Origin of the sequence: Bordetella genomosp. 12 (genome assembly GCF_002261355.1) — a bacterium.
Lineage (GTDB): Bacteria > Pseudomonadota > Gammaproteobacteria > Burkholderiales > Burkholderiaceae_B > Bordetella.
In genome coordinates this window covers 237,492-249,425 of sequence record NZ_NEVU01000003.1, presented here as the reverse complement: position 1 = coordinate 249,425, position 11,934 = coordinate 237,492, and the positions used below count along the sequence as shown (strand labels likewise).

Here is an 11,934-nt window from a genome sequence, read left to right as displayed (position 1 = left end):
CATCTGCTTGCATTTTCGGATTAAATACGTGCCTTGCTGAAAACCCGGCGCTCGAGGCCGGGTTTCGCGGTCGTTAATATCCGAATCAGGGCCCCGGGGCCCCGGGAGGCATGGTGGGTGAGATTACGGACTGGATCCGCAACTTTGGCAAGACTGCGGTGACGGCGCCGTCCAGCGCCAGGGTTCAGGAGACGGCAGCGGCCGGCGCGATCACCGAGGCCGCGGCACGCCCCGCGCCGGCCGGCGGCCGCAAGGTGCAGGCGGAGCTGATGCGCCAATTGGCTGCCCGCAAGGGCAAGCCCGCCTCCCCGGCATCCCGGCCCGCGCCGGCCGCCGCGGCCCCCGTGGTGGCCGACCGGGGCGAGCAGGCCGCGCCAGCCGAGCGTGTCGAGCCGGTCGAGCCCGCCGCACGGCCGGTCCGGCCGGTGCCGGCACCAGGATCGGCACGTTCGATTTCCGAGCATGTGCTGGCTCGCCTGCGCCGCAACGCGCTGCCGGGGCTGTCGCGCCCGCCGGAAGACCCGGATTCCGTGAATGACGCGGACGAACCGGTCGACCCGAATACCCAGGATGTCTGGGAGTTCTTCGTCATGCCGGTGGCACAGCAGATCCAATTGCGCTTGCAGGCCAATGCCTTGCTGCCTGTGTTCATCGTCGAGAATCCGTTTCCGCGCTATGCCAAGCATTTGCGCAGCGCGTTGGCCAATCTCTGCCCGGCGCTCAACACCTATCAGCTCGATACGCGCGTGACGGCGGACTTCCAGGATCTGGTGATCCGGATGGCCGAGCAGCGCGCTTTCGGGATGATTCTGTTTTGCACCTCGCGCAATCAGTTGCCGCGCGAGTTCCTGTCGCTGGTGCGCAGCGATGGATACCTCAGCATTCCCTTGATGAACGCCGAGCGGCTGGCCGATTACGCGCGCCAGCGTTTTCCCGGCGCGGATCTGTCGGCCATCACGCCGGCCTGGGCTTCGGCCATCGGGCCGCAGGAGTTGTTGTGCGTCAACACCCTGAAGTTTGAGCACGATTGGCTGGCCGGCCTGCGCCAGTTGGCCGATCAGCGCAATCAGGCGCAGTCCGCGGGCAGCTCGATGCGCCTGGAGGATCTGCATGGCGTCGAGAGCGCCAAGCGCTGGGCAGCGCAGTTGTTCAACGACTTGCGGCTGGCCATGCGCGGCGAAATCCAATGGAAGGAAGTCGACCGGGGGGCGTTGTTCGCCGGGCCGCCGGGCACGGGCAAGACCACGCTGGCACGGGCGATCGCGCGTGATTGCGGTATTGCCTTTACGGCGGTCGCGCCGGTCAAGGACTGGATGGTCGGCAACGGGCTGGACGAGTGTGTGCAACTGATGTCGGCCACGTTTGCCGCGGCGCGCCAGCAAGCGCCTAGCATCCTGTTTATCGACGAGATCGATACGCTGGGCAACCGCGAGTCCTTCCAGGGCCAGAATGCCTCCTGGAACACGGCGTTTCTCAATGCGCTGCTCAGCGAGCTCGATGGCTTTGATGACCGCAGCCAGGTGATCGTCATCGGCGCGACCAACCATGCCGACAATGTCGACCCCGCGCTGCAGCGCGCGGGCCGCCTGGACCGCGTCATCACGATCAATCGTCCCGATGTGCCGGCGCTGGTGGCCATTTATCAGGCCAAGCTCAAGCCCTACGCCTATGAGATCGCGCCGGACGATCTGCGGCGCTGCGCCAGCCTGTCTCTGGGTTTGACCGGCGCCGACGTGGAGTTGCTGGTACGCGGCGCGCGCCGCCGCGCCCGGCTAGACGGTAACCGCGCGATCACGGCGCAAGACATCCAGGACGAGATCTTCCGTATTCCGCCGCAAGCCGCGCGCAATCCCTTGCACGGGCCGCAGCTGGCCCGCACGGCCTACCACGAGGCCGGGCACGCCTTGGTGGGGCTGTTGCTGCCCAGTTTGCGCGAGCACTTGCAGCTGGCTTCGGTCGTGGCCGATGATCAGGGTGCGCTGGGTTTCGTGGGGATCAAAAGCGCCGAACACAATCAGACGCGCGCAGAGTTGCTCGACCGTATCTGCATGGTGCTCGCCGGCCGCGCCGCCGAGGCCATCGTCTATGGCGATAGCGCGGTCAGCACGGGGGCCGGCGGATACGGCAGCCACAATGATCTGGCCGTTGCCCGGCGGCTGGCCGAAGCGGCGCTGGGCGCCTACGGTTTTAGCGTCACCAGCCCCAATTGGCATACTCTGTCGCCCGATGAGGCCGAGACCAAGGCGTTGATCGCCGAGCAGTTCCTTCGGGCCCGCGCGTTGCTCGATGGGCAGCGCGGTTTGCTCGACGCCCTGAGCGAGAAGCTGCAGGCCGAGCACGTGCTGGACCGCAAAGCCCTGCTGGCCGTGGTGGGGGATGCGGCGGCATGAGTGAGGCAGCCAGCCCCGACGCGCCGCAAGGCGCCGTGACCGACGCACGACCGGATAGCCTGGCCAGGTGGCTGGACGATCTGGCCAAGTGGTGTGATGGTTTCAGTCTGCACAGCCATTTTCTCGAACGCGTGCATTGCTTCGCCGAGGCCGACGAGCGCGGCGTGGAGCAGGCGAACTTCGCCGTGGTGCTCAGCGCCATGCCGTTTTCCGGCGGTGCCCAGCCAGGTGCCGCGCTCGGCAGTCAGGCGCCCTCGACAGAAAACGCCAATAAGCGCTCCGACAGTGCGCGCCTGATCAATCAGCGCATTCCGGCCAAGGACGAGCTCTTTACCCGGGAGCGGGCGGCCGAGCGTATCCAGCAGGGTGAAGCCGCCGCCCAGCCCGCGTTTGTGGAGAAGGCGGCAACGCCGCTGCCGCAAGGGCAGTCCGGCAAGAAGCGGCCGCGCGCGGCGACGGGCGAGCCGGCCTTGTCGCTGGACCGCGCCAAGGATTTCAAACGCACCGACCGTATCCGCATCTCGGCGATCAGCGGAGACGAGGGCGCGGCCATCCTCAACGAGGATCTGCTGGCCCGGGTGAGGCTGGAGCCGCCGCCGCCGGATTCTGCGTTCGACCATGTGCAGTTGGCCAGCGCCGCCTGCCGGGCGCTGATGTGGGATGCGAGTCTGCAGAACGACGCGGCACGCTACGGCATCGTTCTGCGCGCCACCTTGTTGGCCAAGGTGGCCGGCAGCAAGGCCAATCTTGCCTTGTGCATCAATCGGCTCGAGGATTTGCGCCAGCTGATACAGCGGGCGCAGACCTTGCCGGATATCTCGACACTGTTGCGGGCGCGCCTGTTGCGCGAGCTGTGCGATCTGCTGGAGCAGTTGTTCGACTATAAGTATGACGACGCGGGCAACTCCTGGCGGGAGGGGGTGCCGGATGCCGTGCCGGTGATTCCGGAGCATTGCCAGAAATTGCCTCAGGATTTCAAGTCCGCCATGAATACCGCCTCCGGCCTGCGGTGGCGGGATCTGAGAACCTTGGCGTGGTACGCCTGGCGCGCCTGGCTGCCTGAGCAAATCAAGCACGGGCGGGTGCAGACTCTCGTCACCGGTCTGGGGCACGCGTCGGCCTTGGGGGTTTTTCTGTCCCTGCTGTGGCTGTCTGTGCATCCGGTCCTGGCGCCTTTCGAGGGCGCCACGGGTGTGCTGACCCGTCTGTCGGCATGGCAGGCGCCCTTCGGCGATGGCGCGATATGGGCCGTCATTTTCGGCGTGCTGGCCTGCGCCTGCTATGCGCTGGGCACGCAACGCTTGAGCCTGCAGGAACGCGTAGCCATCTCGATCAATGATCAGATCGAGAACGTGCTCAATCGTGCCTTGGCCGATTTGATGAAGGCCAATATGGATGTGCAGCTCGGCCGCATGGGGCGCAGCGAGCCGCCGGGCCTGATCCCGGAAGAGTCGTCGCGCAAGCTCGATGAGATCTTTGCGCTCAAAGAGCTGGTCAACAGCTACGAGAGCACGGTGCGAGCCCGCTTGCGCCATGTGGCGGCCGAGGCCCGCAAGGCCGAGGACATCCGCCAGGAAAGTCAGCAGCGTTTGCGTAACGCCGCGCTCGGCGTGACGGCCAGCTTCGTTTTGCTGGAGATCGGCAGCCGGATCCAGGATCACCGCGATTTGCAGGCCGGCACCGATGCGTTCTCTTTTGCGTACTGGCTGCGTAACCCGGGGGCGGCCGCGGCCGCCGGGCCGGAAGGCTTGCCCACGGCCCGGGCGCCGGCGGCCATGCTTGAATGTGCGCGCCATGAGGTCGAGCTGCACCAGCAGCCCAGCCCCGAATGCCTGGATCAATGGCGCGACAGCTCCCTGGCCTCGTCGTCGCAATTGCTGTTTCTGGTATTTTTGATCGCCCTGATCATGTTCGTGGTGCGCGTGATGCGCCGCGGCGGCGGGCCGGATGCGGGCTGAGCGCGCATCCCTTTTTGTTCACTTATCGGAGTTCCCCTACCATGAGCCGTGAATCAGTCGAAAAACTGACCAGCTACTTCCAGTCCTTGCTCGATAGCGAGGGATTCAATCGCGGCCAGATCCAGTGGGATGATCAGGCGCAGACCTCTGACCTCGTTTTCAAGGTGGATGGCCGCAGCTATATCCTGATTGCGGACGCCGACGACGAAGACTTCGTGCGGCTGGTGTTTCCCAATTTCTGGCCGCTCGACGATGACGAGGAGTTCGCCGCCGCCCTGCAGGCGATCTCCATGGTCAACGGCCGCTGCAAGGGCGTGAAAATCTACGCCTCGGGCGATAACGCCAACGTCATGGGCGCGGTGGAGTTCCTGATTTCCGCCAGCCAGCCGCAACTCGATGCCAAGTTGTTCGTGCGCTACATCCGCATGCTCAATAACGGCGCCGAGGAATTTGCCCGCATCATGCGCGAATTCAAGGCGCAGTAAGGCCGGGATCCCCGGCAGGCGGCCTGTGCCGCCGCCTGCCTGGCACGAGCCGCCGGGCGTGGGGGCATCAGGGGCGAAAGACCCCGGCGGACGAATTTTTGCTTCCGCCTGCCCCCATCCGCCCCCGACATCGGACTCTTCGGTAGAATCAGGCGTTACGCCACGCTGAATCGATACCCGCCGTGAGCCCTGAATACAGTCTGCTATCGTTGAACCAGGTTTGGGCGATGCTCGTCGCGCGCGCCCGGCTGGTCGCGTGGGTCGCCGTCGGCACCCTGGCCTTGACCTGCCTGCTCGTGCTGGTTTTGCCGCGCGTCTGGACGGCATCGTCGGATGTCTTCATCGATTACCGCGAGAACGATCCCATCAGCGGCCGCTCATTTTCGGCCCTCTTGGACGAGAGCTACATGCAGACCCAGATCGACATGATACGCAGCCAGACGGTGGCCGATCATGTCATCACCAGCCTGGGGCTGCTCTCCGGGGACGACGCCCGCTCGGGGTCGGCCGCCCGCAATGATCTGGTCAATTACATCCGAACCCATCTGGAAGTCGTCAAACAGCAGAACAGCCGGGTGCTGACGGTTTCCTTTTCGGCCAATACCCCGCAGAAGGCGCGCGAGTTTGCCAACGCCGTGGTCAATTCGTATATCGCGGTCAGCCAGGGGATTTCCTCGGCCGCGGCGCGGGCGCGCACCGAGCAGTACACCGCGCAGTTGGAGCAGTTGCGCGGCGAATTGGACGCGATTCAGGACAAACTGACGCGCTACCAACAGGAAGCCGGCATCGTCGACACCCGCCAGTCAGGCGGGGATATCGATGTGCGCCGTCTCAATGATATGGCAACGTCCCTGCTGGGGCTGGAGTCGCAGCTGGAGGCCGCCCGTGCGCGCAAGGCGACGACGGCCAGTCTGCTGGCTGCGGGCATGCGGCCGGAAGACCTGCCGGAAGTCGGGCAGATCGCCCCCATCAATGATTTGCGCAACGGTTTGACGGTGGTGGAGCAGCAATTGGGGCAATTGCGCGGGGCGCTGGGCCCCCGGCATCCCAGCGTGGCGGGTTTGCTGGCCCAGCGCGCGCAGTTCCAGGCCGACATCGCCCGTCAGGCCAAGGCGGCCGTCGATGCGCTCGACAGCGATGTGCAGCGGCTGGAGGCGCAGCACGCCGCCTTGCAGCATGATATGGACGCGCAGAAAGCCAAGGTTCTGGATCAGATGGCCAAGCTCGACCGGATCGCCGCCTATCAGCGGCAGTTCGCCGGCGTGGAGCAGGTCTATCAGACCGCGCTGCAAAAATACGATGGCATCCTGATGGCCAGCAATATTTCCCTGCCCAGTCTGGCGGTGTTGCGGGCGGCTGAATTGCCTTCGTCGCCGTCGCGGCCGCGTGTGCGCAGCAGCTTGCTGCTTGGCCTGGTGATCGGGCTGATGGCCGGGCTTGCCCTGGCGCTCATCCTGGAACTGAGCCGTCGCCGCGTCCGTTGCCTGGACGATCTGGAGCGCAGTACCACTCTGCCTGTTCTGGGCCGGGTGGGTCGCAAGCCTGTGGCGGTTGCCCCATGAGCGATCCCAAACTGCTGCCGCTGTTCGATCGCCTGAACCATAACGGCGGCCCGCAAGCCCCGCTGGAGAGCTTCGAACCCGCCGAGAAAATGGGCGAGCGATTCGTGCGCCTGGGGGTGTTGACCGAAGCGCAGGTCGCGCAGGTGGTGCAGCTTCAGCAGGCCGAGCAACTGCGGTTCGGCCAGGCTGCGGTCAAGCTGGGGTTTGTCACCGAAGAGCGGGTGCAGGCCGTGCTGGCCGAGCAGTACCGTTACGATTACGCTTCAGCGCAACAGACCGACATCACCCTGCCCATTGCGGCCATGCCTTTCGGCCGGGAAGCCGAGGCCATCCGCCAGATTCGCGCCGAGATCTCCATCCGGCTAGAGGAGCTGCCCCGTATCGCGCTGGCCGTGGTGAGTCCGCAGGACAAAGAAGGCCGCGCCTACCTCAGCGCCAGCCTGGCGATTGCGTTCGCCCAGACCGGCCGGCGCACGTTGCTGGTCAACGCCAACCTGCGCGCCAGCGGGCAGGAGACCTTGTTGGGCAGCGCCAGCGGTGCGGGGCTGTCCGCGATATTGGCGGGCCGCGCGCCGGCGGGCGAGAGCCGTGCCGTGCCGGGTTTTCCCGCGCTGGGAGTGCTCGATGCCGGTCCGCAGCCGCCCAATCCGGCTGAACTGCTGCGCGAGCCGGCGCTCGGACGCGTGCTGGCGGCCTATGCCGATCAGTACGAGGTGTTCATCGTCAATACCCCGCCGGCCGCAGATTCCTCCGATGCGCAGAGCATCGCGCGCCAGGTGGATGCCTGCCTGCTGGTGGCGCGCAAGGACCTGACCTCCCTCAATGCGCTGACCCGCAGCGCCGATCTGCTCGAGAACGCCGGGGCCCGGGTGCTGGGCACGGTCTATAACGAATACGATCCGCGTGGCGGCCGAGGCTGGCTGGCCCGTTTGCGGTCTCTGTTGCCCGCGCGCCTGCGCGGCTGACGAGCGCGGCCATGGGTGCGCCTCCTGTCCTTCCGATCGCCGGTGGGCAAAGCCGTGGGGATCGCTGGGCGGTGTGGCTGCTCGTCGGTCTGAGCCTGCTGTTTGCCATCGTGCCGGACACCTTGTCGGTCAGTGAGCTGGGGCCGGAAGCCACGCACACCGTGATGCAGGGATCGATGCTGCGGCAGGTGCAATATGCGTCGCTGTTTCTGGGCGCCGCCTTCGTGGCATGGCGGCATCTGCCCACCGTCCTGAGCAATCTGCGCGGTTCCAATCTCTTTTTGCTGCTGCTGGTGCTGTACTGCCTGAGCAGCGCGACGTGGTCACCCTATCCCGACATTACGTTAAAGCGCACCATCATTTTTGCCGGGCTGGTGCTTATCGGCCTGGCCGTGGCGCCGCCGTTGAGCAGCCCGCGGCAATTCCTGCGCGTCGTCCTCGGCACCTATTCCATCGTTCTCGTGCTGTCGTTTTTCGTGGCCTTGCTGGTGCCCAGTGTGGGGGTGGATGTGTTGCTGGGCAACGCCTGGCGCGGGATCACCTGGCAGAAGAACATGCTGGGCTCCATCGCCGGCTTTGCCGTGTTGCTGTGGTTGCGCGAGTTCTTCATGACGCCGCAGATCCGGGGGCTGGCCTTGATGGGGGTGGTCTTCAGCGCGTTCATGCTGGTGATGACCAAGAGCGCGACCTCGATCCTGGTCACCGGCCTGGGCGTGGGCATTTATCTGCTGACGCGCAAACGTTTCTTCGGGGGCCGGCACACCGGCCAGATCCTGTTGTTGAGCGGGTTGCTGCTCTTGCTCTATTTTTTGCTGGTGTTCTACGTGGCCGTCGGGCGCATGCCGGAGATCGATGACGTGGTGCTGGTCGTCACGACGCTGTTCAACAAGAGCAGTGATCTGACCGGCCGCGGCGAGATCTGGGCCTTGGCCGACGTTTCCATCCAGCGGCACAAGCTGCTGGGGATAGGGTACAGCGCCTTCTGGGTCGGCGAGGGCGGCCCCTCTCAGTACATCGGCACCAAGCTGGGCTGGCTGCCGGGCCAGGCGCACAACGGCTATCTGGATATTCTGCTGGACCTGGGACAAGTGGGGATGGGCCTGTTTCTGGGTTGCCTGGCCTGGCATGTGATCAGCATCATGCGGCTCTACAAGATAGACCGGGAGGATGCTGCCATCCATCTGAGTATCTGCGTGACCATCATGATCAGCAACTTCTCGGAAAGCCAGATCCTGCGCGACACCAACTTCCAGAACATCATGTTCATTTATTCGTCGCTGGCCATCAGCGGCCGTCTGGCCTTAGCGCATGCCCGCATGCGCGTCGGGCGCGAGGTCCCAGGCGGGCCGGCTGCGCCGCGCGGTGCTCGGGTTCGCACGGAGCGCCGGACATGAAGCGCTGGGTGGCAGCCTGCTGCCTGGCGCTGGCGGGCCCGGCCGCCGGCGTGGCCGCAACGGCGGACTGGTTCGTGTTCGAGATGCAGCCTGCTGCCCTGAGCGGCGCGCCGGACGTGGCAGGATTGAACCACCCCCTGGATGCGGCCTCCCGTATCGTGGCGCGGGGCAGCCACTTGTTTTTTGTGGGCCGCGATGGGCAGGCGGACCGGCGGGCGCGTCTGTTCGGGGTGAACCTGTCTTTCGGCGCAAATTTCCCCGATGCGCGCCAGGCCACCGATCTGGCCCGGCAATTGCGCAAGCTGGGATTCAACGCGGTGCGCCTGCATCATCTCGACTCTCTACCGTCCGACATTCCCGATGCCCCCATCAGCATCCTGACGCCTGGGCCGTTTCCCACTTTCAGCAGCAGCGCCGTGGCGCGTCTGCGCGGGCTGATCGGCGCCTTAGCCGCCGAGGGCATCTATATCAATCTGAACCTGCACGTGGGTTACCGCTTCCGGCCCAGCGTCGATGGCCTGCCGGCACTGGATGGCGGGGCCGAGATGCCCTCGCTGACCGCGCCCATCCATGTCTATGATCCCCGCCTGATCGCCATGCAGCAGGCCTACGCGCGGCAACTGATCGCGCTGCTGGGTTTGAAAGACAATCCCGCTCTGGCCCTGGTGGAGATCAATAACGAGTCTTCCTTGCTGGCCGCATGGCTGGGCCCGGATTGGCAGGCGGCCATTCCTTCCGCGTATGCGCCGCAACTGCGCATGCGTTGGCGTGAATGGCTAGTGCGCAAGTATGGGTCGCTGCAAGAGGCATGTGCCCGGTGGGGCGGCTGCGCGGCCGATGACGCCGACGACTTTCCCGAGCCTGGCCGCCAGCAGCCGCTGTACGAAACCGGTCTGGCCCAGCTGCGCGCGGGGGTTGCGAGGCGCCTGAGCACCTGGTTCGGCACCGGCAAACCGGGCGTCGTCGGTGCGCGTGAGCAGGACTTCATGCGTTTCCTGGCGGCCACCGATCAAGCCTATTTCGAGCTTCTGCGGCAGGTTGTGCACGATGCCGCCGGGGCTGAAGTACCCGTGACGGGCACACAAATGGGTTACGGTGGATTGATGAACGCCGATGCTCAGCCCGCCATGGACTATATCGATGAGCATTTTTACATCGCGCACCCGGATATCCGCGGCGCCCAGGATTGGCGCATCCCGGACCTGAACGCCAGCGATAAGGAGTTCTCCCGGTTGTTGGCGCTGGCGTTGCGGCGCGACCGTCAGCGGCCTTTCGTCGTCAGCGAGTTCAACCTGCCTTTTCCCAACCCTCGCGGCGCGGAGATACTGCCTCTGATGAGCGCCATGGCGGCCTTGCAGGACTGGGACGGCTTGTTTTACTTCGATTACAGCGATACCCCATCGCTGCCGCAGGCGCCCGCGCGCTTTGCCCTGAGCGGGGATTGGGGGCGCATGGCCTTGGCAGGGCAGAGCGCGCGGTTGTTCCGCCAGCCGCTCATTGCTGCCTTGCCCCTGCAGGTCGATATCCCCGTGGGCGCTGACGCCCGCTTGCGGTGGGGGGCGGACCGGCGCTTCGACGCCATCACGCATGGCCTGATCGAGGGGCTGGGTGTTCAGCCCGGCTGGGCATTGCAAGGCCGATTGGGTCTGGACCTGAAGGCCGGGCCCGGGGCTGAGGTGTCCGTGCCGCGGCAGGCGGCCTCGACGGCACTGACGCAGGGCGACGGGCAGGTGATGCTGCAAACGCCGGATGTCTGGGCGGTGTTCGGCGCGGTGGGCACGCAGCGCTTGCCCGGCGAGGCCGCCTGGATGCAGTTTGACGCGGCAGGCACGGCAGCCGCCATATTGACCGCGCTGGATGGCCAGCCGCTGGCGCAGGCGCGTCATCTGTTGCTGAGTCTGGGCAACGACACGACGGGCACCCAGCCCGGCTCAATGCCGCAACGCCCGAAGTTGCGTATCCCCTATCGTGGGCAAACGGCCTTTCTGACACTGGAGCCGGATCCCGGGGGCGCCGGGCCGTCTGGCGACTATGCCACGCGGCCGCCGGCCTGGTTGCGGCGGATGCCGGCGACACTCGGCCTGTCGGCCCGCGCCGGCCGCCTGACGGTCTATCCTTTGGATGGGCAAGGCCGCCGGCGTGCGCCGCTATCGGCCTCGCTGGTCAGCGTTGAGCAGGGTGCCGCGCGGGTGCGGGTGCAAACCGGCGGTGACGCCAGCCCCTGGTACGAATTCGTCTACGAGGACACCCCATGAGCGCGCCCGCCATCAGCGTCTGCATTGCCACCTACCGGCGCCTGCCTTTGCTGGATGCGCTGTTGAGCGATCTGGCCGCCCAGACGTTGCTGCCCCTGCAGGTGGTGGTGGTGGACAACGACGCCGAGGGCAGTGCCCGCACCGTGGTCGCGCCGCACCAGGCCCGCTTGCAGGGCTTGGGCGTACGGCTGGACTATGCGATCCAGCCGCAGAAGAATATCTCGCTGACGCGCAACATGACGGTGGACCTGGCTCAGGGCCAATGGCTGGCCATGATCGACGATGACGAGCGCGCCCCTGCGCAGTGGTTGGCGCTGCTGATGCAAGCCGCCGATACGTTTGGCGCGGATGCCGTGCAGGCGCCCGTGGTGCCCGAGGTCCCTGCCGACGCGCCGGCCTGGGTACGGCGCGGGCATTTTTTCGACTGGCCGCGCTTTCGCACTGGGCAGGAAGTCCCGCGTAACGCGCTGCGCTTGGGCAATCTTCTGGTCTCGGCGGCATGGCTGCGGCGGGCCGGGCCGGCATTCAACCCTGCCTATGGCCTGACCGGCGGCGAAGATGGCGACATGCTGATGCGTCTGGCCAGCGAGGGCGCGCGCATCGTATGGTGCGACGAGGCGCAGGTGGTTGAGCCGGTCGCCCGCAGCCGCATGACGGTGCCCTGGGTTCTCAAGCGAGCCCTGCGTGGCGGGCAGGACTTTGCCATCCATTTTGAAGCGGGCCGGCTGGGCGCGCGGCCGGGTGCCGCACGCCGGCTGGCTTTTTACGCCCGCGCCGCAGGCCAGATGGCAGCCGCTGGCCTGCTGGCGCTGTTCAGTTGGCCCTTGGGCAGCCATCATGGTGTGCATTGGCTGGGGCGCGCCTGCGCCAACTACGGGAAACTGTCCGTCCTTTGGGGCGGGCGCTATCAAGAGTACGCCTGATT

8 protein-coding genes are annotated in these 11,934 nt (G+C 66.1%); all 8 read left to right on the top strand.

The genetic code is table 11. The features are described 5' to 3' along the window. Window positions 1-110: 110 nt before the first annotated feature. The 8 genes from CAL22_RS13265 to CAL22_RS13230 all read left to right on the top strand — a co-directional run bounded on the left by CAL22_RS13265 (window position 111) and on the right by CAL22_RS13230 (window position 11,932). On the top strand, window positions 111-2,390 hold the full coding sequence (locus CAL22_RS13265; protein ID WP_094814007.1) for an AAA family ATPase: 2,280 nt from the start codon (window positions 111-113) through the stop codon (window positions 2,388-2,390). Beyond that, the gene (locus CAL22_RS13260) at window positions 2,387-4,348 is read left to right on the top strand and encodes a hypothetical protein (RefSeq protein ID WP_094814005.1); all 1,962 of its coding nucleotides are present in this window, start codon (window positions 2,387-2,389) and stop codon (window positions 4,346-4,348) included. Before CAL22_RS13265 ends, CAL22_RS13260 begins: the two co-directional genes overlap by 4 nt. Before the next feature lie 41 nt (window positions 4,349-4,389). Further along, window positions 4,390-4,833: a hypothetical protein gene (locus tag CAL22_RS13255; RefSeq protein WP_094814003.1), complete on the top strand. Its 444-nt coding sequence runs from the start codon at window positions 4,390-4,392 to the stop codon at window positions 4,831-4,833. A 182-nt stretch (window positions 4,834-5,015) separates the two neighbouring features. Beyond that, window positions 5,016-6,395: a GumC family protein gene (locus CAL22_RS13250; RefSeq protein ID WP_143276972.1), complete on the top strand. Its 1,380-nt coding sequence runs from the start codon at window positions 5,016-5,018 to the stop codon at window positions 6,393-6,395. Continuing rightward, entirely contained in the window at window positions 6,392-7,360 is a 969-nt protein-coding gene (locus CAL22_RS13245; RefSeq protein WP_094813999.1) for a CpsD/CapB family tyrosine-protein kinase, read from the top strand. The genes CAL22_RS13250 and CAL22_RS13245 overlap by 4 nt, the downstream gene beginning before the upstream one ends. Before the next feature lie 11 nt (window positions 7,361-7,371). After that, the gene (locus CAL22_RS13240) at window positions 7,372-8,754 is read left to right on the top strand and encodes an O-antigen ligase family protein (RefSeq protein ID WP_094813997.1); all 1,383 of its coding nucleotides are present in this window, start codon (window positions 7,372-7,374) and stop codon (window positions 8,752-8,754) included. Beyond that, window positions 8,751-11,009, top strand: coding sequence for a capsular biosynthesis protein (locus CAL22_RS13235; protein ID WP_094813995.1), 2,259 nt, complete (start codon window positions 8,751-8,753; stop codon window positions 11,007-11,009). Before CAL22_RS13240 ends, CAL22_RS13235 begins: the two co-directional genes overlap by 4 nt. Continuing rightward, complete coding sequence (locus tag CAL22_RS13230) at window positions 11,006-11,932, top strand: glycosyltransferase family 2 protein (protein WP_094813993.1); 927 nt, start codon at window positions 11,006-11,008, stop codon at window positions 11,930-11,932. The genes CAL22_RS13235 and CAL22_RS13230 overlap by 4 nt, the downstream gene beginning before the upstream one ends. Window positions 11,933-11,934: the final 2 nt, after the last annotated feature.

Excerpts from the sequence above, each read along its gene's own strand:
- CAL22_RS13265 (WP_094814007.1), top strand. The coding sequence starts at position 111 with ATGGTGGGTGAGATTACGGACTGGATCCGCAACTTTGGCAAGACTGCG.
- CAL22_RS13260 (WP_094814005.1), top strand. The coding sequence starts at position 2,387 with ATGAGTGAGGCAGCCAGCCCCGACGCGCCGCAAGGCGCCGTGACCGAC.
- CAL22_RS13255 (WP_094814003.1), top strand. The coding sequence starts at position 4,390 with ATGAGCCGTGAATCAGTCGAAAAACTGACCAGCTACTTCCAGTCCTTG.
- CAL22_RS13245 (WP_094813999.1), top strand. The coding sequence starts at position 6,392 with ATGAGCGATCCCAAACTGCTGCCGCTGTTCGATCGCCTGAACCATAAC.
- CAL22_RS13240 (WP_094813997.1), top strand. The coding sequence starts at position 7,372 with ATGGGTGCGCCTCCTGTCCTTCCGATCGCCGGTGGGCAAAGCCGTGGG.
- CAL22_RS13235 (WP_094813995.1), top strand. The coding sequence starts at position 8,751 with ATGAAGCGCTGGGTGGCAGCCTGCTGCCTGGCGCTGGCGGGCCCGGCC.
- CAL22_RS13230 (WP_094813993.1), top strand. The coding sequence starts at position 11,006 with ATGAGCGCGCCCGCCATCAGCGTCTGCATTGCCACCTACCGGCGCCTG.